The organism is Clostridium tetani (genome assembly GCF_900167265.1).
Classification (GTDB): domain Bacteria; phylum Bacillota; class Clostridia; order Clostridiales; family Clostridiaceae; genus Clostridium_G; species Clostridium_G tetani.
In genome coordinates this window covers 30,242-56,116 of the sequence record NZ_FUWT01000009.1, presented here as the reverse complement: position 1 = coordinate 56,116, position 25,875 = coordinate 30,242, and the positions used below count along the sequence as shown (strand labels likewise).

Genomic DNA, 25,875 nt, shown 5'->3' with positions numbered 1-25,875 from the left:
AAAGGTATTAGTAGCACCATATTGGAATATAAATTGACTGTAACTATAGTATAAATAGGTAAATAGGGACGGTTAATGAATTTTTCAAAAGTATGATATAATAAAAACATAATTTACTTGATGAGGTATGATATGGATTTTAATGAAACAATATATAATAGAATATTAAAATTTGTTAAGGAGAATCCCGATAGTGTTTATTTGCCACAGGATTTTGATGAAGCGGGAAAGAAAGATGCATATTTTATTTTTAATGCGAAATGCGGAACGGAAAAATTTGAAATTGAAAATAGCAATAATTTAATTAAGCTTATATCAAATTATTTAAATGATGAAGCTCAATATAATGATTTAATAGAGTATATTCATGAGTTTCCAATAATAGTATATTATTTTGAGTTTTGTAGAATACTTGAAATGCAAATTAAGGAAAGCTTGTTAAGTAGGAAAAAGGTCATAGAGGTAGGAAAAAAATTTGTCACCGAAAGTAATGATAACGAACAGATAAAGCTTGGCATTGCTTTACTAGGGTTATCTGCAGATATACAAACAAAGACCATATTAGAAACTATTGCACTACATAATGAATTTACATTTTATGTAGTGGTATCAATGAAACATTGGAATCATTACAATTCATTTGTTTTTGAGCTTGCACAAAAGACAAAGGGGTATGGCAAATTGCACTGTGTGAAAAACTTAGAACCAATTAATGATGAAATGAAAACCTGGTTTATAGAAGAGAGTTGTAATAATACTGTTTTTAAAAGTTTAAGTGCAATAATGTGTGTAGATAAAGTAGATATGAGTTGGTATCTCAAAACTAGGAAAATTACTAAAATTGAATTTTCAAATATTTCTAGATTGATTTACTATATATTTTCAGTAGATGAAAATGATATCTATGAATTAGAAGATAGTTTAGAGACAGTAGAATTTTATTTGAAATATGCAGAAAAATATGCAGAAAATTTTAGGGATTTATGTGCTATTGTTTATATAAAAAGATGGATGAGACCTTATTGGGAACAATTTAATGTGGATATAGAGAAGAAAAATGGATGGACAAGCAATATTGAGAGCAAGGTAGGAGATATTTGTAAGAACTTACTAAAAGATAAGAAATGGATACCGGTTTTAAAATCAGCAATATACAATGCAGAAGAGGATGTAGAAATATATACACGTATAGCAGAATCAATTGGTTTTGATCTAACTTTTAATATGTTAGATTCAGTTTTGAAAAAAGATAAATTTAATATAGAAGTGTTTTATTTTCTATATACAAAGGATGATGAAGGCGATATAAAAAATGTTATTGATTATGCAAAAAATACACTGCCATACCAAGTTATATTTTCAGGTTCAGAGGAGATAAATGAAGATAATTTAACCGTGGAGAATAAACCAGATATATGTTTCCTTTATATTTTAAAATATTTAAATAATTGCAATTATATAGAATTTGAATTGCCTACTATGGCATTACAAGCAAGATTTCAAAAATGTAGGGAAGAGGCAATAAAATATTTAAGGAATAATAAAGAACATTGGAATGAAAAAATTGTTTGTAAGATTAGAGAGGCTATTGAAGTTGAGGTGAATGACAAGCTTTTAAGAAAATTAAAAAGGCTTATTGGTGAAGAGGTCATAGATAAAAAGAAACAGAGAAAATATGTTGACATTAGTAAACAAAGATTAAAACCTCATATAAAAGATATTTACTTATTTTCCACATATGTAGCTGGTGTATATTATAGGGACACTTCCGTTGTTGAAGACTACATAGGCGTTAATGATATATTGTTTTTAAAAGAAGAACCAGAAAATCCATACGATAAAAATGCTATACTTGTTACAAATGAAAATGGTTATGTCCTTGGTTATTTACCCAAAAGTGTAAACAAAATTCCTAAGAATTTACTTGCAGGAGGTAAGTTCTTATATACAATAATAGAAGAGTATTCGCTAGAAAGCAATACAATATCAATTGATGTGTATCTAAGTTATAAGGACGTAATTGACCTAGTGGAGGAATTGATGAAGATCTCGGAATCAAAAGTAAATTACTATAAGCAGTAATTTTCAGTTTAAATAAATAAAGGGACGGTTAATGAAAAACCACTATTATTATGATGATTTTTCATTAACCGTTCCTATTTTTCCCTGAAGAGTTTAAAGAATTAACAGAAAGATAAGAAGAAAATAAAAAGGAATAGTATAAGAAATATTATTATTAATAATTCATAAATCCATTTTTAAGTGAATAATATGTCAATATAACCATTTAATCATTGGAGGTATTTCGATGGGATACTATGTTAGAGTAGAGCCCAATGTAAAAATTTATGTAGAAGATCTTAATCCCACAGGTGATAAGACAATTGTATTTTTACATGGTTGGCCTGGAAGTCATAAATTATTTGAATATCAGTTTAATGAGCTTCCTAAAAGAGGATACAGATGTATAGGAGTAGATCAAAGGGGATTTGGTCAATCAGATAAGCCATGGAGAGGATACGATTATAATCGTTTAGCTGATGATGTTAGATGTATAGTTGAAACGCTCAAATTACAAGATTTTATACTTGCAGGTCACTCAACAGGTGGGGCAATTGCTATTAGATATATGGCTAGACATAATGGATATAAGGTATCAAAACTTGCTCTTTTTGCAGCGGCAGCTCCTAGTCTTATCAAACGTCCTAATTTCCCTTATGGTTTAGATAAAGAAACTGTGATGAAAATTATTGAAGGAACATATACTGATCGTCCTAAAATGTTAAGGGACTTTGGTGATATATTTTTCTTTCAACATATAACTGAACCATTTAATTATTGGTTTTTACAATTAGGATTACAAGCAGCAGGATGGGCAACTGCTGATATTGCAAAGACTTGGTTACGTGAAGAACTATTTTGTGATTTAGGGACAATAACTGTTCCAACATTAATTATGCATGGCATTCACGACAAAGTTGTTCCATTCGAATTAGGTAAAATACAAAAACAAGGCATTAAAAACTCAAAACTTATACCATTTGAATATAGCGGTCACGGATTGTTCTATGACCAACGAGAGAAATTTAATGGAGAATTAAGGAGTTTTATTGAAGAATAAAGTTTTTACAAGATAGAACTTGCTAATAAAAGCGTTAGAAATCAATAGTTTATTGTGCATTTTTATTCGGATATAAAACAACATTTATACACAATTATCAACAAATTTCATATTATATTTATAGAGGGTTAAGTTTTTTTATATAAATGTTGAAAAGCTGACCTAAAAATAAAAAGGGAGAAATAAATATGAGAGATTTTTGTAGAACTTGTAATGAATTTGCTAGAATACTTGGAGCAGAAATTTTAAGTACAGCTAATAACGTTTGTACAGTAATGTTTATGAGAGATATTGATGCTGAAATATTAGGAAGACGAACTAATTCTCCATTAGCTTTGATGGCGATGTTTTCATTTGAGTCTCCTGATAATCAAGGTAGAACTCTTAATTTAGGTGAGACGGTTATACTTCAAGATGAAATAAATGATTTTATATCTATTCTAAGAGAAAATGGAATATTAGTTACTGCACTTCATAATCACTGGTTATTTGAAGATCCAAGGCTTATGTATATACACTTTGAGTCAATAGATAGACCATTAGATTTTGCAAGAAAAGTAGCAGAAGCACTTCGTGTATTGAGAGACAACTGCTAGGATAACAATTTAAAATTATATTAAAGCACTTACTTATGTAGGTGCTTTTCTTATTCTGACATGATAGGCAGTGTGTAAATTAGCATATATTAAAATAAAAGAAGTGGTAATAATGTACTAATTTGAGACACAAATTTTTAAATATTTGAATATAATGATAATGAAAATACTAAAAAGGAAGATGATTTATATAATGACAACTCCACAATATGTTTTATGGGATAGGTATTGGAGAAGTTACCGTATTGATAGTGAATCGGCTATACAAATTGCACTACAACAAATTCCAGGAGAAGTAATAAAAGTTGAGTTAGATACTGAAAATGGTGTGTTAGTTTACGAAGTTACTATTAGAAATAATACAGGAATCTATGAAATAAGCATAGATGCAAATACAGGACAAATAGTTGAATTTGATTAGCTATTTGAGAAAACATATTAAATAGAGGACTAAATACAGGGGACGGTTAATGAAAATTTACTATCATCACAGTAAATTTTCATTAATCGTCCCCATTTTTGGCACTATTTTTAGCATTCTTGTTACTAGATGAAGTTTAAGATTATATCTAACAACAAGAATACTATTTATTTTAAATACTTATATAAGAATAAGGAGTTTCTTGATATACATAATAGTTTAACCAATTAGAAAATAGTAAATTAGCATGTCCTCTCCAATTTGCAATAAGCTCTTCCCTTGGATTATTATTTTTAAAATAATTTTTGGGAATTTCAATATGTTTCCCTAAGTTTATATCACGATAATACTCAGATTTTAAAGTATTTGCATCATATTCAGGATGTCCAGTTATAAAAATTTGTCTGCCATTTTTTGAAGCTATTATATAAGGACCTACTTCATTAGATTCTGCAAAAATTTCAAGCTCCGGAACTTTTTCTATGTCTTCTTTTTTAACTTCTGTATGTCTTGAATGTGGTACATAAAACTTATCATCAAAACCTCTTAATAACTTAACCGTCCCTTTGTTAATGTTAATATGATGAGAAAAAACTCCAAATACTTTTTTAGGAAGAATATTTTTATTTATATTATAATGATAATAAAGTGCTGCTTGTGCTCCCCAACAAATGTGAAGAGTTGAAAAAACATTAGTGACAGAAAAGTCCATTATTGTTTTTAATTCTTGAAAATAGTCTACATCTTCAAAAGCAATTTGTTCAACAGGTGCTCCAGTTATTATCATTCCATCAAATTTTTCATTTTTTATATCATCTATGGTTTTATAAAAACTTAACAAATGTTTTTCAGAAATATTTTTCGAATGATGTGTTTTAGGATGAATTAAGTCAATAGATACTTGTATTGGTATATTTCCTAACAATCGTAAAAGTTGAGTTTCAGTTTCTATTTTTTTAGGCATTAAATTTACAATAGCAATTTTTAAAGGACGTATGTCCTGATGAATAGCTCTGTGTTCTGTAATTACAAAAATATTTTCATTTTCAAGTGTCTCTGTAGCTGGAAGATCTTTTGGTATTACTATAGGCATATTATGCTTAACCGTCCCTTAAATATTTAAAAGAGCTTGGTTAAAGTCATTAATTAAATCTTCCGGATCTTCTATTCCGACAGAAACTCTTATTAAATCTGGATAAACACCTGAAGATATTTGTTCTTTTTCGTTTAATTGTCTATGGGTTGTGGTAGCAGGTTGAAGTACAGAGGTTCTAGCGTCACCTAAGTGTACAACCAATGCAGCTAATTTAAGATTTCTTATAAATTTGCTCCCTGCATCTTTACAACCTTTAACTCCAAAGGTTAGTATGGCACCTGAACCTTTTGATAAATATTTGTTAGCTAATTGATAGTTTGAATTATTATAGAGCCCTGGATAATTAACCCAATTAACTTTTTTATGATTTTCTAAGAATTTAGCTAGTTTTAAAGTATTACTACAATGTCTTTCCATTCTAAGATGTAATGTTTCTAATCCTAAATTATTCAAAAATGCATTAAATGGACTTAGACAAGTACCTAAGTCTCTTAAAAGTTGAACTCTACATTTTACTATATATGCTGATTTTCCAAAGGTTTTTGTATATCTTATTCCATGGTAAGTGGGATCTTCTTTCACTAAATCAGGAAATTTTCCGTTATCCCAATTAAAATTTCCTCCATCTACAATTATTCCACCTATACTAGTAGCATGCCCATCAATATACTTAGTTGAAGAGTGAATCACTATATTAGCACCTAACTCCAATGGACTACAAAGATAAGGACTAGCAAGTGTATTGTCTACAATAAAAGGAACTTCTGTTTTTTGTGCAATATCTGAAAATTTATCAAAATCCAAAATATTTAGTCCTGGATTTCCTATAGTTTCTGCAAAAATAGCCTTTGTATTACTTTTAAATTCTTTTAATATATCTTCTTTACTAGAATCTGGATTTATAAAGCTTACTTCTATTCCAAACTTTTTTAAAGTTGAAGATAGTAATGTAAAAGTTCCTCCATATATGGTGGAAGCTGAAATTATATGATCCCCACTTTTACATATATTTAATAAAGCTAAGGTAGTGGCTGATTGTCCTGATGATACGGCTAATGCGCCGGCACCACCTTCTAGACAATTTACTTTTTCTTCATAAGCGGATACTGTGGGATTACTTATTCTAGAGTATATATGTCCTTCTTCAGTTAAATCAAATAGTTTTGCTACATGGTCAGGGTCTTCATATTTATAGGTGGTACTTTGAAATATAGGAAGAACCCTTGGCTCACCAGGTTTTGGATTATAACCTCCTTGTATACAAATTGTTCCTTTTCCCCAACTGTTATTCATAAAAATAACCTCCTTTTGTTTGTGAAAAATAAAAAAACACTTCGATAAGAAGTGTTTATAGCAAAATAAACTTTTCTTATCTTTCAGGAAATTTCCTGCTGGAGTTAGCACCTTTATACTTTGTGTATAGGTTGCTGGGTTTCATAGGGCCAGTCCCTCAACCGCTCTTGATAAGATATTTTAAATTATTTATTCAATTTAAAGCATATTATATATTTAATTATTTCAAAAGTCAAGTAATTAAAAAAATATTGGATAGTTATTTTTCAAAATAGAAGAAAATAGAAGGGACGGTTAATGAAAGTTTACCATTGTTATGGCAAATTTTCATTAACCGTCCCCAAAAATTCTCCCCAAAAATTTAACAATTAACGTTTCAAATTAAGCATTTCATAAGGAGATTTTTTATTTTGTGTATATTGATTAGCCTTATCATAAGGGTTATTACCTTTGTTAATATCTTTATGTAGTTCTTGAATTGTATCCATAAGTAAATCTGCATATTGAGGATCAACTTCAGAAACTAATTGAGCTTTTATACAAGCTTGAGCAAGTATTCTTTGAGCGTGTTGTTTACTCTTAGCACTTTTTAAACTTCTTTTTAGAGCATCATTTTCTTGTTTTGCCATTTCTGCTTTTCTAAGCATTTCTGGGTCAGTACGACTTATTAATTCTTTTTCTTCTCTTGTTAATTGTTTTCCCCGAGCAATTTTTTTAGCTATTTGTTCAACTTTAGCTTTTTCTTCAAACACTTTGTTAATATCATTTAGATAAAGTGCACGGTCAAGTTGAGGGTTTTCTTTTCTAGCTATATCAATTTTTATTTGGTCTGCTTTTGTTTTTTGTGGATTGTTATGTAGATTAAAAATATTTACGAAATTTGAGTGTTGTTGAATTTTCATTTATTAAGCCCCCTTTTAATTTAAATTTAACTTCATATTTTTTATATCGTATGTTTTAGTAGAATTTATAGTATAAAAATGAATATATTTTTGAGCAAAGATATTTATAAAATTTGATATATAAACTTATAGAAATTAAAATTTACATGTATTAAATAATGATTAAATTTATTGCAAATTCTACAGTAAAAATGAAAAATATGGTATAATAATATGGATTTATGAAATTAAATGGTTAAATTTAGTAATATGCCAAAAATAATTAATTCAATAATTTATACAATAAAAGAGTTTTTAAATATATTATAAAAAATAGATAAGGATGTGCAGTATACTTGAAAAAGTTTAAGATTTTTGAAAAAAAGCCATGCTATGAAGCAGAGTGTATTATTAAATATGTAGAGGAGAGATTAGAAGGAAATAAAACTTTAGAACCTAAAGTGGAATATCCTATACATGTTAAATTACTAAAAAATTATAAAAAGCTTTTCTCTAATGAAGGAATTATGTCATCGTCAGCAAAAACATTATTAGATATAAATGCATCTTTAAGTGACTTTGATGTGCAAATGTCTAGTATTTCTTATGAACTAATTGATTTTGCAAAAGAAATGTCTGAACTCAGTGAATCAAATCTAGCAGTGGTAGAAGAAATTACAGCTAGCATGAATCAGGTTAATCATACTATAGAGGATACATCTAAAACTTTAGAGGATTTATCCATATCCTCAAAGGAATTGATAGAAGAAAACCATAAAAGTCTTGCTGAGATTGAGGATATTAATCATTTAAAAGAAGAAGTAATGAATAATGCAAATATTATGAGTAGCCAAATTGAAGAATTGGTTGAAATGGCCAACAAAGTAAGTGACATTGTAGAAGGAGTTGGGGCTATAGCGGATCAAACAAATTTACTAGCTTTAAATGCATCCATTGAAGCAGCACGTGCTGGAGAACATGGTAAAGGATTTGCAGTGGTAGCTCAAGAAATTCGTAAATTAGCAGATGACACCAAAGGCAGTCTTCAAAACATGAGAAACTTTGTAAATAATATTCAGAATACTTCTAGAGAAGGAAAAAAGAGTATGGATAATACCATATCTTCTACAGAAAAAATGAGTAAAAAAATTGATGCTATAACATATACTACAAAAAGTAATGTGGACATGCTTGAGGATTCGGTAAGAAGTATATATACAATTAATGAATCTATGGGAGGAATAAATTTAGCGGCAACGGAAATTAATAAAGCTATGGACACATCCACCCAAGATGCAGAAAAATTAAGTCTTATGACAAATACAATTCATGATAATGCATTAAAAAGTGCAGATTATGCTAAGAAAATTTCAAATATAGATGATTTATTATCAGAAGTTTTAAAACATATGATGGGAGGCCTTCAGGGAACTATAAATGCTATTAGCAATGAGGAATTTTTAGAGTATATGGAGAAGGCAAAAAAAGCTCATAAAAACTGGTTAGAAAATTTAAAAAATATTGTGAATGAAATGAGAATATATCCTCTACAAACAAATGGAGCTAAATGTGCTTTTGGTCACTTTTATAATTCTATACAAGCGACTCATCCATCAATTTTAGAGGAATGGAAGGGTATTGATAATATTCACAAAGAATTTCATAATTTAGGGGATAAAGTGTTAAAGTCCGTAAAAGAGAATAATAAGCATAAGGCACAAGAATATTACGATTCTGCTGAAAAAATATCAAAAGAAATATTTATGAGTATGGATAAAATAATTATAGAATCAAAAAAGCAAATGGAAAAAGGTGTACAGTTATTCCAACAAATAAAAAATTAGCTTTTAAAATTAAAAATATAGGGGACGGTTAATGTATTATGATAAATTTAATGGTGATAGAATCGGCTACCACCATTAAATATTTGGGAAAACTACATTTGGTAGATGCAGCTTTTATTTTTTATATTTATCTATTTATGAATCTAATCCTAATTCTTTACGTTTACCTTCTATATGATTTTTATAAATTTCTATAGTTTTTTCTGCATCCATTTCTACTACTACCTTTCCAAGACCAAGAGATTCAGTGGTTTCGGTAAGAGTTTTAACAACTAAGTCACTACCTGTAATAGATGGAACAGGAGCTATATGAACTAACCAACCTAATGCTACAGCGGTACAAGCATCTGCTACTGCCTTTTGTTCCAGATACTCAGGAGCGCCTATAACTAATGGCAGTTTATTAGTATCTACATCCAATTCATCTGCAATTTCTTTAGCTGTTTGAGACATTTTACCTATATCTACACAAGCACCATAAGTAAGCACTGGAGGAATACCTAATTGCTTGCAGACTGCCTTTAGACCTTCACCAGCTTCATCTGCTGCATTAGGATGGGTAAGACCTGTGTATTCCATAACCGAAGAAGTACATCCTCCAGATAAAACTAAGATATTATTTTCTATTAATCCCTTAGTTATTTTAAATATATTACTTCCACCTTGACCATATCTTGCAGTAGTGCATCCAACAATGGTTGCAATTCCTCTAATATTTCCATTAACTATTTGTTCTATTAAAGGTTTAAAACTTCCACCTAAAGCACCTTTAACAGATTCAGTACTAAATCCAACCATACATTCTGAAACATGAGGTGGAATATAAATTTCTTTATTAGATTTTTTACGTTCTTTAAAGGCTTCTAAAGCCATATTTAATGCTTTTTCAGCCTGTTCTTTCATCTTTTCTGGAACAAAATCTAAAGTTTCAGTTCCTTGAAGTTTTATTACAGGATGAGTACTTAAAAGTTTCGTTCCAAATTTCTCAGCATATAAAGGTAAAGTTGGTATTGTGCAGTTATAATCAAACATAAATAAGTCTATTACACCTGTAGCCAACAAATATTCCTCAGATAGCCATTCACCTTCTTGACCAGCATAAGCTTTTTGATTATGAGTTCCACTATAGTTTATTAATTGTTGTCCTTCACAAACGTGGCCAAGAATTTGGATTCCATCAGCACCTACGTTCTTAGCTTTTTGTTGCCATTCATCAGTAGAAGCTAAGTCTATAGCTACATGAGCCAGTAAAGGCATATGTCCATTTGTTATAATATTTATTCTATTTTCATTTAAAAGTCCCATGTTTTGCTTTTTCATTTCTATTTCTTGTGTTCCCATCAGTATTTCTTGAATAATATTTAAAAGGAACAGTCCTTGATACTCATTGGCAATACCTAAGCGAACGCTATTTAATAAGAATTCCACAGGATCTGATCTAAAATTTGTCATACAGCTAGTTTGAGAATAAGCAATTTCACTATATCCTCCACCAGGAAATAATCCAAGTTTTCTCCATAAATCCTTACGTTTAGTGGGAGCAAAAGCCTCCACAGTTTTGGAAGGTATATGCTGTTCACTATGAATATCGTTAATAACCCAATTAGCAAAATCTACTGCTAATTCATTTATAGATTTATTTGCATCTAATCCTGCCATATCAGCAAAGTTTTTAAGTTTTTCGCTATCTCTTATTTTAAGACCACTTTCAGGGTGCTCTCCTGCAGCTCTTAAAGTTCTGGCAGCTTGATGGGCGTGAAATATATTTGCCGAAGTACCTATAGTTACGTGTCTATACATAAAGTTTCTAGCCACCATAGTGTGAGCATCTACACCACAAGTTCCCCTTGGTGCACTAGGACTTATACGACAAGGACCATTAGCACATAGTTGACAAGATAATCCTTCTATACAAAATTTACATTGGATTGGTTGTTGTTGACTAAAACGATCAAAAACATTTGTCATACCAGCCTTATTTACAATTTGATACATCTCTCTCATAGCAGGATCTATTATTACATTTAAAGGATATCCCTCTTTAGGTTGATCTTTTTTACTAATATGCTGTCTTTGCCACTTATGTACTTCATCCATGGAAATAGGGGATTTTTCAAAATCATTATAATCAACTTTTTTCTTGTTAAAAGCATTTGTATTAATATTAGGATCGTTAAAATCCTCAGGTGTAAGCTTAGAGCCAAAGGTTGTATTATCACCACTCATCCTATTTGCGCTTTTTTCATAAGATTTTTTTATATCTTCATTGGACATAAGAAAAGCCTCCTTAAATATATTTATATTTATATTTATATTTAAAACTAGTTTTACACCTATAGAGCATTAATATACGTGTACGTGTCGAAATAAAGTTAAGAAGATGGGGACGGTTAATGTAAATAAGTAACAAAAACTACATATGAGATCAAGAAATAGAGCTGCTTTAGTTGTAATTATAGATAATATTAATAGTAATACAAATGTAAAATTTATAGCTACTGGAAGTTCTATTGAATAACTTTCACTGATAGGTATTCATATGATTTTATATGGATTAATACATTTTATTATAAATATGAATAGTATAGCTATATTCGACTTGAGATATTATCTTATATGGAGTTTAACTCAAAGTATTTTATTCATAAATGATTGGTATAAAGATGAATTTCAAGAATAAAATTATTTATATAAATATACTTTTATAATTAGTGGCATAATAAATCAAGAACACAAACCTTAAAAGAAAGGAAGATTTATATGTCAAATCATCCTAATAATGGACAACAAAAAGGCAAAAGAAGACAAAAACTTCATAACACTCAAAATAATGTAGGTGATCCTAAAAATGAATCAAAATATAAAAATTTTAAAGGAGAACCTATTGAAGAATAAAAGTTGAAGAGGGGTGTCAATATGGCAAAAGATAGTCAACCTGATAATAAAAAAGCAAGAATGGAGAAGTGTAACTATCAGATTCCTATAACTAGTGAGGAAGGAAAAAATCAAAATAGAACGCTAAAAAAACATTCTGTAAAGAGAAAAGGCTTTCAAAGTCAGCATATAAATTAGAAGGATAAAGAGTAAAAGGGACAGTTAATTGCTAGCTGTCCCTAATTTTTATGTTGATAATTATTTAAGGTTATAAAATTTAATGGTATAATTATGGTAAATTATTTGTTATTTATAAAAATAGATATGTAAATAAGGAGAAACATTATGAGTAAGTGTTTTAGTTGGTATTTTATATTATTAAATTTATTAGGTATTTTATTAATGTATATAGATAAAGAAAAAGCTAAAAGAAGTAAATGGCGAATAAAGGAAAGTACTTTGTTGTCAGTAGCAGTGTTAGGAGGAAGTATAGGATCATATATAGGGATGAAAATATTTAGACATAAGACCAAACATGCTAAATTTAAATATGGAATTCCTTTTATAATATTAATTCAACTGTTGATATTTTTATACTTGGGGAATAATAATATTTCAATATCACACTATTCCATAGAAAGTACAAAACTTCCACCTAAGTTCAATGGATATAAAGTAGTTCAAATATCTGATTTACATAATAAAGTTTTTCCTAAAAATAATAAAAAATTAATAGGAAGTATTAAGAGTCAAAAGCCAGATGTCATTTTTATTACAGGAGATATTATAGATAGAAGAAGATATGATGAAGAAAAAGCATTAATGTTAATTAAAGAAATAAAATCTATAGCACCTATTTATTATGTACCTGGAAATCATGAGACTTGGTCAGGAAGATTTTTATCTTTAGAGAAGAAATTACTAAAAAATGGAGTAATAGTTCTAAGAAATAACTCTGTGTCAGTAAAAAGAGGAGAGGATGAAATTTTTATTTATGGAGTAGATGATCCAGCATTTAATACAAAAGGCTACAGTGAGAATTATAAAGATTATAATATAGTAAAAGAAGAAATTGAAAAGATAAATAAGAAAGATTCATATAATGTACTCTTATGCCACAGATCAGAACTATTTTCACTATATGTTGATGAAAAAATAGATTTGGTTTTTACTGGTCATGCCTATGGAGGACAAGCTATATTACCTTTACTTGGAGGAGTTATAGCACCTAATCAGGGATTTTTTCCTTCATATTATAGAGGAGTTTATAATGATGGCAACACATATATGGTTGTAAGCAGAGGGCTTGGAAATAGTTTAGTGCCAATAAGACTGTTTAATCCTCCAGAATTAGTTGTAGTAAAAATGGAAAGGAAGTAAAAGAAGGGACGGTTAAGTATAGAAAGTATTGTAGCATTCATATATTGACAATATTCATCATTCGCATAGGGTATACAGTGTAAAATAAGTATGATATTATGGATTACTTCTAAGATATTTATAAAAGGATTTTAATTAGGAGGTGTACTATGATGGCTTTAATTATTGGATTATTGTTATTTTTAATATTAGTATCTATTAATATTAATAGTAAAATTAATAAATTAGAAAATAATTTGAGATATATAAATTTTAAATTAGATAAAATCATTAAACAAGACGAAGTATATGAATCTAAAATAGACAATAATGAACTACGAGTACTCGTTGAGGAAGGTAAAAGATTTGATGCAGCTAATAAGGTAATGGATGTCATGGGATTTTCAGTAAAAGAATCTCAAAAATATGTTGATGTATTAATGAAGAAAAAATTAGAATAAAAAGGGACGGTTAATTAAATAAGTGATTTTGAATAAATACTTCATTCCATGTTAATAATCAAAATGTTAATTAAGAAATGAGGTGTTTTTATTGCCAAGGATCAGAAGACAAAAATCAGAAGATGCTATATATCATATAATGATAAGGAGTATAACGGAGGTGCCCCTATTTAAAAAACATGAAGATAAAATTAGATATCTAAATAAAATGAGAGAATATCAAAAAATCTATAAATTTAAAGTATATGCATACTGTTTAATGAACAATCATGGACATTTTATAATAGATTCTAATGGGGCGGACATATCAAAAATAATGCATGGATTAAACTTTAGCTATGCAGTAACCTTTAATTTAATTCATAAAAGAAAAGGGCATTTATTTCAAGATAGATTTAAAAGTAAGATAGTAGATACACAGAGATATCTTATTATGTTATCTGCCTATATTCACAACAATCCATTAGACATAAGAGGATATGAAAAGTGTCCTGAAAAATATAAATATTCAAGTTTAAAAGTGTATTTAGGTATGGAAAGAGATGATACAGGACTTTTAGATGAAGCATTTATAATGCAATTTTTTAGTAATAATGTAAAAGAAGCAAGGGAAAATTATGCCAAATTAGTTTATATGTGTAATGATAAAAAAATAAAAGAAGAATTAGAATTTGAAGATGAAAAAACAGAGTATAGAAGTGAAAGAAAAGTAATAGCAAGGAATTTTGATCCACATGAAATAATAAAGTTTATTTCAAAAGAGACGGGAATAAATGAAATAATATTTTATGCTAAGAATAATAAAAATTCAAGGATTGTAAAAGCATTATCTTCACTGCTAATGAAAAGTCTTTGTAACTACAGCTGTAAAGATATATGTAAAGTTTTTGGAAATATCACTCAATCAACAGTATCAAGGCTTTGTTCTATAGGGGTTGAGCTTATATCAACAGAAGATAAATATAAAAACTTAATAAATAAATTTATTTCTGAAAACAGTAATTCAAAAATAGTAGGATGTACTTAATATTTTGTGTAATTCAAACTAAAAACTCCATGGAATAGATATAAATGAGCCTTTTATTTTAATCCTAATTTTAAAAGGTTTTATTTGTGTGTCTATAATAAAAATGGACAAGATATATTAAAAGGAAATGCACACATATAAAATATAAAATGAATCTGAGTATTAAATAAATCTAGTTAAAAGCTATATAAGATTAGAACATATAGTTATATTGTTTAAATTATATATATAAGTTAACCGTCCCTTAAAACCTTAAAAATATCACTTGAAAATGAAAATAAAAAACTAAACCACTCTCCAAAATCAATACATAAAATAAAGAAAATATCCCAATAATACTGTAAGAAGTATTAAAAATTAGGTAGATTTTAAGGAGGTACAAAATGGCAAAAACAATGAAAACTATGGATGGAAATGCAGCGGCAGCTTATGCCTCTTATGCGCTTACGGAAGTGGCTGCCATATTTCCAATTACACCTTCAACACCTATGGCAGAAGGAGTAGATGAATGGTCTGCCCATGGGAAGAAAAATATATTTGGTCAACAAGTAAAGGTAGTAGAAATGCAATCTGAAGCGGGAGCTGCGGGTGCAGTACACGGTTCATTAGCGGCAGGAGCACTGACTACTACATATACTGCATCTCAAGGGTTACTTTTAATGATTCCAAACATGTACAAAATGGCAGGAGAATTACTACCAGGAGTATTTCACGTAAGTGCCCGTGCTCTGGCAACCCATGCTTTATCAATATTTGGAGATCATCAAGACGTTATGGCTTGTAGGCAAACAGGTTTTGCACTATTAGCGTCATCTAATGTTCAAGAAGCAATGGATTTAGGCTTTATAGCACATTTAGCAGCTATTAAATCTAGAATACCTTTCTTACACTTTTTTGATGGATTTAGGACTTCCCATGAATATCAAAAAATAGAAACTATAGATTATGAAGATATAGCAAAGATTGTTGACTATAAGGCTATAAAGGAATTTAGAAATAGATCTTTAAACCCAGAAAGACCTACACTTAGAGGAACAGCTGAAAATCCAGATATATACTTCCAAGGAAGAGAAGTATCCAATAAGTTTTATGATGAAGTACCGGATACAGTAGAAAACTATATGAATGAAATAAATAAAATAACAGGAAGGCAATATCATCCCTTTGATTATTATGGAGCACCTGATGCTAAGCATATTATAGTTGCTATGGGATCTATATGTGATACTGTAGAAGAAACCATAGATTATCTTATGTCTAAAGAAGAAAAGGTTGGAATTATAAAAGTTCATTTATATAGACCTTTTTCAGAAAAATATTTCATGAAAGTATTTCCTAAAACCGTAGAAAAAATAGCTGTACTAGATAGAACAAAAGAACCAGGATCACTATCAGAACCACTATATCTTGATATTTCAAAATTATTCTACAATAAACAAAACAAACCTGTAATAGTTGGAGGAAGATATGGCTTAGGTTCTAAGGATACAACTCCATCGGACATAATAGCTATATTTAGAAATCTAGATATAGAAAATCCAAAAGATAACTTTACTATATCTATAAAAGATGATGTAACAAATACATCACTTAGTCCAGAGGAATTTGTGGATACAACGCCTGAAGGAACCATAAGCTGTAAGTTCTGGGGACTTGGATCTGACGGGACTGTAGGAGCAAATAAAAGTGCAGTAAAAATAATAGGGGATAATACTGATTTGTATGCACAAGCTTATTTTTCCTATGACAGTAAAAAATCTGGTGGAACTACTGTTTCACACCTAAGGTTTGGTAAAAAGCCCATAAAATCTCCCTATTTAGTTTATAATGCAGACTATATTGCATGTCACAACAGATCTTTTTTATACAACTATGATTTATTAAAAGGATTAAAAAATGGAGGGAATTTTGTATTAAACTGCCCTTGGAATGAAAGGGAATTAGAGTATAAACTTCCAGCATCTATAAAAAAATATATAGCTGAAAATAACATAAACTTCTATACAATAGATGCAATAGATATAGCAAGGAATATAGGTTTAGGTGGAAGAATAAATATGATAATGCAGGCAGCTTTCTTTAAAATTGCCAATGTAATTCCTATAGAAGATGCTATTAAATATTTAAAGGATTCCATAAATAAAACTTATGGTAGAAAAGGTGAAAAAATAGTTCAAATGAACTATACAGCTGTAGATGAAGGAGTGCAAAAACTAGTTAAAGTAAATGTACCGGAAAGTTGGACTAATGCAGAAGAAAAAACTAAAAATGAATTAACTGTCCCAGACTTTGTGAAAAACATCCAAATACCTATGGCAAGACAAGAAGGAGATGACTTACCAGTAAGTTCCTTCTTAAAAATGGAAGATGGAACATTCCCAGTAGGAACTACTGCTTATGAAAAAAGAGGTATTGCTGTAATGGTACCTCAGTGGCAAATAGAAAAATGTATTCAATGTAATCAGTGTAGTTATATTTGTCCTCATGCTGTAATTAGACCTTTTTTAGTTACAGAAGAAGAGCAAAATAGAGCTCCTAAAACTTTTGAAACTAAAAAAGCTGTAGGAAAGGGATTCGAAAACTACGGATATAGAATTCAAGTAAGCCCCCTTGATTGTACAGGATGTGGTAACTGTGCTGATGTATGTCCTGCTCTAGGTAAAGCACTTGTTATGCAACCTGCAGAACAGGAAATAGAAAATCAAGTAGATAATTGGGAATTTGCAGTAACTTTATATGAAAAAGAAAAAACTACAATTATGGACCCACATACAGTGAAGGGAAGTCAATTTAAAAGACCTTTATTGGAATTTCACGGAGCATGTCCAGGGTGTGGTGAAACAGCTTATGTAAAGCTTATAACTCAACTTTATGGAGATAGAATGATGATAGCTAATGCTACAGGATGTTCTTCAATTTGGGGAGGATCAGCACCATCTATTCCTTATACAACAAATAATAAAGGGCAAGGACCTGCTTGGGGAAACTCTTTATTTGAAGATAATGCAGAATATGGCTTTGGAATGTATTTAGGTGATAAACAAATAAGAGAAAGAATTGCAGGACTTATGGCAGAGCTAATACAAGAAGATATTCCACAAAATATGAAAGATGCCTTCTCTGAATGGTTAAAAGCTAAAGAAGATAGTGAAAAATCTAGAGAGGCTTCAGATAAAGTATTACAAATATTAAATAATCATGGCTATGAAAATAATCCAAAATTAAAAGAAATAATGGATAAAAAAGATTATTTAGTTAAGAAATCCGTATGGATAATAGGTGGAGATGGATGGGCTTATGATATAGGCTATGGAGGATTAGACCACGTATTGGCATCTGGAGAAGATGTAAATATAATGGTTCTGGATACAGAGGTTTACTCCAATACAGGAGGACAGATGTCAAAATCTACTCCAACAGCTGCAGTAGCTAAATTTGCAGCATCAGGAAAGAGAATAAGAAAGAAGGATTTAGGTCTTATGGCTATGAGTTATGGATATGTATATGTAGCTCAAATTGCCATGGGAGCCAATATGAATCAAACCATAAAAGCAATAAAAGAAGCAGAACAATATAATGGACCTTCTTTAATAATTGCCTATTCACCATGCATAAGCCATGGAATAAAATCTGGTATGGGAAGCAGTGTAGCGGAGGAAAAAAAGGCAGTTTTATCAGGATATTGGCACCTATATAGATATAATCCAATGTTAAAAGAAAAGGGAGAAAAGGCTTTCTCTTTAGATTCAAAAGAGCCTACAGATTCCTTTATGGATTTTATAAAAGGAGAAATAAGATATACATCTCTTGCAAATGTATTCCCAGAAGCGGCAGAGAAGTTATTTGAAGAGTCAGCAAAACATGCTAAGGAAAAATATGAAGTTTATAAGAAAATAAACGAAAACTTCTAAAAGTAAAAGCACCCAAAAATTTGGGTGCTTTAATTTTAGGTAGGCTTAGACTTTAAAATTATTTTTGGTTAGAATCTACCCATTCCTTAGCATTAAAGGCTTCTGTTTCGCTAGGAACAGAAACTTGGGATACAGGTTTTAGATATTCTATATTTGCCCAAGCCGCTGTATCATGTTGTTCAATTGGGGTTTTCTTACTTTCTGCTTTTGTTTTTATTGTACGCATAATAAAACCTCCCTATTATAATTAAGGTCTAAAATTATTATTGTACACAAAGCAAAAACTTATACTGATTTTTTAGAAAGTAAGAATCTATTAATTGTTAAATAAATCATATATGGCTTTTTCATACAGATCAGGTACAACTTCAAAAGAATAGGAGATATTTAGTCTTTCAGAAAACTTATGGAAATCCTTTCCAAAGCCTCCAAAGGCTATAGAAGGTATATCTAGTTGAGACAATTCTTCTACAGGTAAGTTATAACTTTTATTTATTCCAAGTATATTTGAAGCTATAGTATTAAGTCCTTCTTTATTAGTAGTTCCTGTATAACTTAAATCACAAAGAGCCATGTAATAATGGTCTTTTTCTATATTTGTATTAAATTTATCTTTGGCATATTCTAAAATATTATCTACCACTTTTAAAAGTACCATGTCATCATCTTTATGTTCTCTAAGATGTTTATCTGGATAATAGGGTGGTGCAAAACCTATTATTATTGAAGGAGATTTATCTGGATAATTTAAATAAGTTTCTTTCATTATGTTTATGGCAATATTTTGAAGATCCATATTTTCATCTGTCCATTGTTCTATTTTTTTTTCAATATATTTATCAAATTTTTCTCCCATTAGTTCCTTAACTCTTTTATAGACTTCTTCATAAGTTAACACTTTAGTTTCAAATGTTTCTCTTAATGAGTTCCTATTAGAAATTGAAGAATATTTATTTACACGTTCTTCAATTATATTTAATGTATTCTCAAATGCTTGAAAACATAATTTTTTTAACTTATCCATAAGCTCATCTATAGACAAATTAAGAGTTAACACGTTGTAATAAGAAGCTGCCATAAGAGGAGTTTGTACAGAATATAATTCTTTTAAGTCAGTATGTTTTAAACAAGTTGGAGGAGGAGTTAAATTACCACTATTATTATCACAGAAGTCAGGATTTAATTCTAATAATCTATTTAATTCTCCTGCTAACAAGTTAGGATTTAATCCGCTAAAAGATTCATATACATGTGTTTCTTTGCCTGTAAATAAAAATAGAGGCATTATTTTACCAGCAGTTCCAAGGTAAATACGTTTTGTTTCATCGCCTATTTCTTTGGGAATACAACATTCGGATACAAATAGTCCAATATATTTATAGCCAAATTTTTTATTTAATTCTAAAAGATGAGGTACTGCTGCTAACATTCCCTCTGAATTGCTCTCCTCTCCAGGCACTGCTAAAAATAATATATTTCCTTCAAAATCATCTCTTAGGGATAATTCTCTTAAAAGTTCTATATGAAGAGCTAGGCCAAATTTCATATCTGCAGTACCTCTTCCAAATATATAATCTTCAGATTCTAAATCTTCTAAGGCATCCTTATCTAAGGGTAATTCCTTAATTCTTTTCTTTAGTTCTATTGGTTTAAAGGCTAATTCTTTTAGGTGACCAAAATCCTCCACATCTACTACATCTAAATGACCAGTTAGTACTATAGTTTTTTTAGAAGGCTTTGAACTACAAAATAATGCACTAACAAAACTTCTATTTAAAGGATCTCCTTTTATTTTTATTAGGTTAAGATTTTCGGGATGTTTTTGAAAATAATGAATGTCCTCTAATATATGTAGGGTTTTTTTAGCTGTTAATCCTTCTGATTTTGTTCCAGCTATACCAGGTACTGCCACTAATTCTAATAAAGTATTCATTATTTTATCTTTTATATCCATTAAACTCACTCCTTAGTAATAAATATATATTAATCCTTATCCATTTTAAAATTTAATTATGAAAATGTCTACATATAGTTTAAATTTATTTGAATATGAAAATAGGAAAATAGGGACGGTTAAGTATTAACCGTCCCTATTTTTACCTATTTTTAATGAATTTTTATTACTTAAGAAAGAATTATAGTATTATAACAAATATTGATTATCATTTTAGATTACTTTCTGGATTGTTTGGGTTTTCTCTATATCCTTTTAAAAGTTGATCATTCTCCATAATAAAAGGTTTAGCATTTGGTTGATTCCAAGACAAATCATATTTGTTCATTAAATAATCATTTAATTCAATACGATTATCAAATTTTATTACTTGATATGGTTCATTAAAAGATAATTTTTCAATAAATAAAAGTTTTTTATCTTTAGTTGGAATCAAAACACCTGCATGTCCAATAAATAAATAACTATCTTCATGAGAATGAAAGAAAACAGAAATAAGGGAAGCCTTTTTTTTATTTGAAAATGTAATATCCTTGTTTTCCCAATCCTCTTTCACTTTATTAAGATGAATAGATATATCTTTTGTATTTTCTGTTGGGATGAAAGAAAATAAACTTTCAAAATATTTTTGTTCTACTGGATTAAATAACTTTTTTGGACTATTCTCTAAAGCATCCTCATCCATAAATAAATTATTAGAGTTTTTCGTATTAGGGTTACCAATGGAAATCAAATCTTTCATTAAAGCAAAAGATGTGATTCTGCAATTATAACCAATAAATTTGGGATTTTTAGCATTCCATATTTCTTGAATGGCAACCTCATCGTATTCAGGTTTAAGATTATCAACAGTAATAAATCCATCCTTTACCAAACTTTTTTTCTCTATGGTGGTATTAAAATCGTTAACGCTTTGAAAGAAAAGATCAATATTTTCTTGTGTGATTCCAGCCGATTCCATAGCTTTTTTTACTTCATCTTGACTTAATGAATCTACCAAATTTGAATATGTTAAACTCTTTTTATATTCTTCTTTCTTATTTACTGGCTGACTAGAGCAACCTGTTAATGCTATCAAGAAAATTAAAATGATTGGTAAAATATTAGATGCTTTTTTCATAATTATACTCTTTTCATCTCCTTTTTATAAATATATCCTTATCTATCTTTTCTTTTATTTTAACATAAAGATGAAAAAAGTAATTTACAATATAGTTACACTGTCAAACATATATGTAAGAAATATATAGATAGAAAATTAAGATAGTATGCACATAAAATAAATTAAGAATATAGTTATTTTTTCATTTCTTCAATTTTTTCAGCTAATTCATTAAGATATGTCCATCTCTCCATCTTTTCTTCTAAAAGTTTTTCTGCGTCTTCTTTTTCATTTAATAATTCTTGAAGTTTTTGAAAATTTGAAGTGTTTTCAGCTATTTCTTCATCTAACTTAGCTATTCTTTCCTCTAAACCTTCTATAACTTCATCTATTTGTTCATATTCCAATTTTTCTTTGTAGGAGAATTTTAAAGCTTTATCCTTAGATCTTGATTTAGCATTCTTTCCTTCATTAGAATTTTTATTATCATTATCTTTTTTTAAATCTTTCTTAAATTCTTCATAATCGCCCTCTTTTATTTTCTTTATCTTTTCCCAGCATTCAGAATAGTTTCCAGTGTATTTTTGTATAATTCCATTTCCTTCAAAGACAAATATTTTATCTGCTATTTTATCTAAAAAGTATCTATCATGGGAAACTGAAATCACCGAACCATTAAAGTTTTCAAGATAATCTTCTAGTATGGTTAGAGTTTCTGTATCTAAATCATTAGTAGGTTCGTCTAAAAGTAGTACATTTGGAGCTTCCATAAGTACTTTCAAAAGATATAATCTTCTTTTTTCTCCACCAGAAAGCTTATTTATAAGGGACCATTGCATTTCTGAAGTAAATAAAAATCTTTCTAACATTTGAGATGCAGATATTTTACTTCCATTAGAAGTAGTTATAAATTCCGCAGTTTCTCTAATGTATTCAATAACTCTTAAATCATTTTGTACAGACTTCCATTCCTGTGAGAAGTATCCTATCTTTACGGTTTCACCTATTTCTATGGTTCCTTTATCAGGAATTAAATCTCCACTTAAAATCTTTACAAGAGTTGATTTGCCAAGTCCGTTAGATCCTACGATACCTATTCTATCCTTAGGTAAAACTATGTAGCTAAAATCTTTTATAAGAGTTTTAGCTCCAAAACTTATACTTATATCTTTAAGTTCAATTACTTTTTTTCCAAGTCTTGTAAAGGAAGTGGAGATTTCTACTTTATTATCATCTAAATCTATATTTTCTTCTGACAATTTATTAAATCTATCAATTCTAGCCTTTTGTTTAGTAGATCTAGCTTTAGCACCTCTTTTTATCCACTGAAGTTCTCTTTTTAATAAATTTTGACGTTTTGCCTCAGAGGATCTTTCTAATTCTTCTCTTTCTATTTTTTTTTCTAAGAAAATACTGTAATTTCCTAAATAAGTGTATAACTGTCCCTTGCTTATTTCGAATATTTTATTGGTTACTCTATCTAAAAAGTATCTATCGTGAGTAATCATAACAAGAGCACCTTTTCTCTTGTTTAAATATTCCTCAAGCCAGCTTATTATTTCATTGTCCATATGGTTAGTAGGTTCGTCCAATATTAAAAGATCACAAGGATTTACAAGGGAAGAGCATAAAGCTATTCTCTTTTTTTGTCCTCCAGATAAATTTTTTACTTTTTCATAAAAATTTGTAATGCCAAAGGTAGTCAATATAGCTTTTGCTTCACTTTCTATTTGCCAAAGGTTTAAATTATCCATTTTCGAAGTTAAATCCATAAGCTTTTTTTGTAGAGTTTCATCTTCAGGATTTAATTCAACTTCTTCTAGTAAATTTTCATAATCTCTTATGGTCTTCATTATAGAAGAAGTTCCCTTAAAAACTTGTTGAATTACGTTAGAATTCTCATCAAAATAGGGGTTTTGAGGAAGGTATTCAACCACCATATTATTTTTTGTTATTATATTTCCATTATCATAACTTTCAATTCCAGCTATTATTTTAAGCAATGTGGACTTTCCAGTACCATTTATACCTATAATTCCTATTTTATCTCCTTCATTTATACTAAAACTAATGTTATTAATTAGTGACTTTTCTCCATAACTTTTACTTAAGTTTTCTACAGATATTAAATTCATTATATTACCGCCTTCACAATATATTACATGAGATAATTTTATATTATTAAAGATAAAAGAGCAAATTAGAATTTCAAGAATTGGAGATTTAATGTGTTTTTAATGTTTTTAAACATATTATAGTGTATAATTAATAGTAAAAGTATGGTAATAGAGGTTAATATAATAAATTTTAATAAAACTATTAAAGAGGGTTTAGAATAATATATATAAAGGGGAGTATAAAATATGAAAGACTATTACAACTCAATTTTAAAAAAATCCATATTAATTTTATTTTTTTCTTTTGGATTATTATTTGCAGTAGGCACAGTAATAGTATGGAAATATGACTTAAGTTTATGGTTTGCCATAGGATTTTCTGTTTCTATAGCATTAATTCAATTTTTGCTTGGACCTTTCATAATAGAAACGTTTTATGGGATATTATTTGACGATTATGATAGCTATATAAGTGAGGATGTACTAAGATTTATAGAAAAATCTTGTGATGGATACAATATATCACATCCTAAGATTGGCATAATTGAAGATGGAAATCCAAATGCTTTTACCTTTGGACATATTCCAAGAAATGCAAGATTAGTTGTTACTACAGGACTTTTAGATATATTAAATGAAGAAGAACAAAAGGCTGTAATAGCTCATGAATTAGGACATATAAAACACTATGATTTTATTACTATGATGATAGTATCATTAATTCCTATGATATTGTATCAGATATATCTAAGGACTAAAGAGAAAAAAGCCGATGCTAAATACATTGTTGGATTAGGTGCTTATGCAGCATATTTATTAAGTGGATTTTTGGTTCTAGGTTTTTCGAGAATGAGAGAATATTATTCGGATAATTTTGCAAAAGAGGTAATGGGAGACGGGGAACATCTAAGAAATGCTTTAGTAAAGATAGCTTATGGAACAGCTAGTAGAGAAAAAGATAAAAATCCTAAGGCGTCTTGTATGGCTTTTACAAACAATGTACAAAATGATTCATGGATGCTATCAACTTACAAATTGGATGATAATAACAAAATGAAGCTTAATTTAATGAAGTGGGACTTAAAAAATCCATGGGCAAAATGGTACGAAATAAATAGTACTCATCCATTAACAGGGAAGAGAATAATGGCATTAGACCATGTTGAAATAGAAGATAATGAATCTTCAACCAAGGGACTAGGAAGTTTTTTATTAGATGCAGCAATTAATATGCTACCTTATATTTTGGTAATAGGTGTATTTGTAAAAAGTTCTCTAAATAAAGATACAAGTTTTATTGATTTTATGATAGAAAACCCATTATATATAGTACTTATAGGAGTGAGTATGCTTTTAAGATATTATTATTCCTATGGAAGAGGCTATGAACAAAGAACTATAGAAGAACTTTTATCAAGAGATGATGCATCTCCTGTAAAGGATTCCTACAATATTAAAAGGAAAAGTTATAGGAAAGGGTATACCAGGTTTATTTTATAGTGAAGATTTAATGCTAGATGATGGAACAGGAATAATGTTAGTAGATTATAGACAACCACTTAAAATATTTCAATGGGCATTTGCATTATTTCAAGTAGATAAATTTCAAGAAAAAGAAGTTGAAGTAATAGGCTGGTATAAAAGAGGTATGAGACCTTATTTTGTATGTAAATATATAAAGAGATATGATGATAAATATCAATGCTATAACTATATGTTAACTAAAATAGTGGCCTTTGGTCTTGTAATTTTAGGATTATGTATAAAATTTATTTAGGGCTAAATTTTAGCCCTATTTTTCTAAGTAGATATATTAAT

The 25,875-nt window shown here is 29.0% G+C and carries 21 protein-coding genes, 1 pseudogene and 1 riboswitch; of the genes and pseudogenes, 14 read left to right on the top strand and 8 right to left on the bottom strand.

Annotated features, from left to right (window positions below; translation table 11 throughout):
- Positions 1-132: 132 nt before the first annotated feature.
- The 4 genes from B5D21_RS08075 to B5D21_RS08060 all read left to right on the top strand — a co-directional run bounded on the left by B5D21_RS08075 (position 133) and on the right by B5D21_RS08060 (position 4,138).
- Positions 133-2,082, top strand: a complete 1,950-nt coding sequence (locus tag B5D21_RS08075) for an HIRAN domain-containing protein (protein ID WP_035124903.1) — start codon at positions 133-135, stop codon at positions 2,080-2,082.
- Between the two features lie 226 nt (positions 2,083-2,308).
- The gene (locus B5D21_RS08070; protein ID WP_011099386.1) at positions 2,309-3,121 is read left to right on the top strand and encodes an alpha/beta fold hydrolase; all 813 of its coding nucleotides are present in this window, start codon (positions 2,309-2,311) and stop codon (positions 3,119-3,121) included.
- Between the two features lie 188 nt (positions 3,122-3,309).
- A complete protein-coding gene (locus B5D21_RS08065) occupies positions 3,310-3,717 on the top strand; it encodes a DUF1259 domain-containing protein (RefSeq protein WP_011099387.1) in 408 nt (135 codons plus the stop codon).
- 181 nt (positions 3,718-3,898) lie between these two features.
- Positions 3,899-4,138 (top strand): PepSY domain-containing protein, encoded by a 240-nt coding sequence (locus B5D21_RS08060; protein ID WP_242651266.1) that lies wholly within the window; start codon positions 3,899-3,901, stop codon positions 4,136-4,138.
- Positions 4,139-4,310: 172 nt separating this feature from the next.
- On the opposite strand, the gene metA is transcribed toward B5D21_RS08060, so the two are convergent.
- From metA to B5D21_RS08045, 3 genes are all read right to left on the bottom strand, one after another.
- Complete coding sequence (metA, locus tag B5D21_RS08055) at positions 4,311-5,231, bottom strand: homoserine O-acetyltransferase MetA (RefSeq protein ID WP_011099388.1); 921 nt, start codon at positions 5,229-5,231, stop codon at positions 4,311-4,313.
- Between the two features lie 18 nt (positions 5,232-5,249).
- A complete protein-coding gene (locus B5D21_RS08050; RefSeq protein ID WP_035109971.1) occupies positions 5,250-6,527 on the bottom strand; it encodes an O-acetylhomoserine aminocarboxypropyltransferase/cysteine synthase family protein in 1,278 nt (425 codons plus the stop codon).
- 73 nt (positions 6,528-6,600) lie between these two features.
- Positions 6,601-6,704: riboswitch (SAM riboswitch) on the bottom strand.
- Between the two features lie 191 nt (positions 6,705-6,895).
- The gene (locus B5D21_RS08045) at positions 6,896-7,429 is read right to left on the bottom strand and encodes a hypothetical protein (RefSeq protein WP_011099390.1); all 534 of its coding nucleotides are present in this window, start codon (positions 7,427-7,429) and stop codon (positions 6,896-6,898) included.
- 335 nt (positions 7,430-7,764) lie between these two features.
- Between B5D21_RS08045 and B5D21_RS08040 the strand changes: the two genes are divergently transcribed.
- On the top strand, positions 7,765-9,252 hold the full coding sequence (locus B5D21_RS08040; protein ID WP_011099391.1) for a methyl-accepting chemotaxis protein: 1,488 nt from the start codon (positions 7,765-7,767) through the stop codon (positions 9,250-9,252).
- 135 nt (positions 9,253-9,387) lie between these two features.
- Here the strand turns inward: B5D21_RS08040 and cooS are convergent, their stop codons facing one another.
- A complete protein-coding gene (cooS, locus tag B5D21_RS08035; RefSeq protein ID WP_011099392.1) occupies positions 9,388-11,526 on the bottom strand; it encodes an anaerobic carbon-monoxide dehydrogenase catalytic subunit in 2,139 nt (712 codons plus the stop codon).
- A 486-nt stretch (positions 11,527-12,012) separates the two neighbouring features.
- Between cooS and B5D21_RS14405 the strand changes: the two genes are divergently transcribed.
- The 7 genes and pseudogenes from B5D21_RS14405 to nifJ all read left to right on the top strand — a co-directional run bounded on the left by B5D21_RS14405 (position 12,013) and on the right by nifJ (position 18,884).
- Positions 12,013-12,147 (top strand): clostri-philic family protein, encoded by a 135-nt coding sequence (locus B5D21_RS14405; protein ID WP_274542136.1) that lies wholly within the window; start codon positions 12,013-12,015, stop codon positions 12,145-12,147.
- A 21-nt stretch (positions 12,148-12,168) separates the two neighbouring features.
- The gene (locus B5D21_RS14175) at positions 12,169-12,324 is read left to right on the top strand and encodes a hypothetical protein (RefSeq protein ID WP_023438026.1); all 156 of its coding nucleotides are present in this window, start codon (positions 12,169-12,171) and stop codon (positions 12,322-12,324) included.
- A 147-nt stretch (positions 12,325-12,471) separates the two neighbouring features.
- A pseudogene (locus B5D21_RS14525) lies at positions 12,472-12,726 on the top strand (DUF1294 domain-containing protein); the annotation flags it as partial.
- A complete protein-coding gene (locus B5D21_RS08030) occupies positions 12,709-13,506 on the top strand; it encodes a metallophosphoesterase (RefSeq protein ID WP_338121909.1) in 798 nt (265 codons plus the stop codon). The pseudogene B5D21_RS14525 and the gene B5D21_RS08030, both read left to right, overlap by 18 nt.
- Positions 13,507-13,655: 149 nt before the next feature.
- The gene (locus B5D21_RS08025; protein ID WP_035109970.1) at positions 13,656-13,946 is read left to right on the top strand and encodes a hypothetical protein; all 291 of its coding nucleotides are present in this window, start codon (positions 13,656-13,658) and stop codon (positions 13,944-13,946) included.
- A gap of 82 nt (positions 13,947-14,028) precedes the next feature.
- Positions 14,029-14,973, top strand: a complete 945-nt coding sequence (locus B5D21_RS08020; RefSeq protein WP_011099394.1) for a transposase — start codon at positions 14,029-14,031, stop codon at positions 14,971-14,973.
- Between the two features lie 383 nt (positions 14,974-15,356).
- Positions 15,357-18,884: a pyruvate:ferredoxin (flavodoxin) oxidoreductase gene (nifJ, locus tag B5D21_RS08015; RefSeq protein WP_011099395.1), complete on the top strand. Its 3,528-nt coding sequence runs from the start codon at positions 15,357-15,359 to the stop codon at positions 18,882-18,884.
- 58 nt (positions 18,885-18,942) lie between these two features.
- On the opposite strand, the gene B5D21_RS08010 is transcribed toward nifJ, so the two are convergent.
- The 4 genes from B5D21_RS08010 to B5D21_RS07995 all read right to left on the bottom strand — a co-directional run bounded on the left by B5D21_RS08010 (position 18,943) and on the right by B5D21_RS07995 (position 24,075).
- Complete coding sequence (locus B5D21_RS08010; protein WP_071193306.1) at positions 18,943-19,110, bottom strand: CDIF630_02480 family spore surface protein; 168 nt, start codon at positions 19,108-19,110, stop codon at positions 18,943-18,945.
- 90 nt (positions 19,111-19,200) lie between these two features.
- Complete coding sequence (locus B5D21_RS08005; protein WP_035124901.1) at positions 19,201-20,838, bottom strand: M20/M25/M40 family metallo-hydrolase; 1,638 nt, start codon at positions 20,836-20,838, stop codon at positions 19,201-19,203.
- A gap of 208 nt (positions 20,839-21,046) precedes the next feature.
- On the bottom strand, positions 21,047-21,958 hold the full coding sequence (locus B5D21_RS08000) for a DUF4300 family protein (RefSeq protein ID WP_011099397.1): 912 nt from the start codon (positions 21,956-21,958) through the stop codon (positions 21,047-21,049).
- Positions 21,959-22,134: 176 nt separating this feature from the next.
- Positions 22,135-24,075, bottom strand: a complete 1,941-nt coding sequence (locus B5D21_RS07995; RefSeq protein WP_011099398.1) for an ABC-F family ATP-binding cassette domain-containing protein — start codon at positions 24,073-24,075, stop codon at positions 22,135-22,137.
- A 228-nt stretch (positions 24,076-24,303) separates the two neighbouring features.
- Between B5D21_RS07995 and B5D21_RS07990 the strand changes: the two genes are divergently transcribed.
- Both B5D21_RS07990 and B5D21_RS07985 read left to right on the top strand, forming a co-directional pair.
- Positions 24,304-25,557 (top strand): zinc metalloprotease HtpX, encoded by a 1,254-nt coding sequence (locus tag B5D21_RS07990; RefSeq protein ID WP_011099399.1) that lies wholly within the window; start codon positions 24,304-24,306, stop codon positions 25,555-25,557.
- Positions 25,558-25,567: 10 nt separating this feature from the next.
- The gene (locus B5D21_RS07985; RefSeq protein ID WP_035124899.1) at positions 25,568-25,834 is read left to right on the top strand and encodes a hypothetical protein; all 267 of its coding nucleotides are present in this window, start codon (positions 25,568-25,570) and stop codon (positions 25,832-25,834) included.
- The last annotated feature ends 41 nt before the right edge of the window (positions 25,835-25,875 follow it).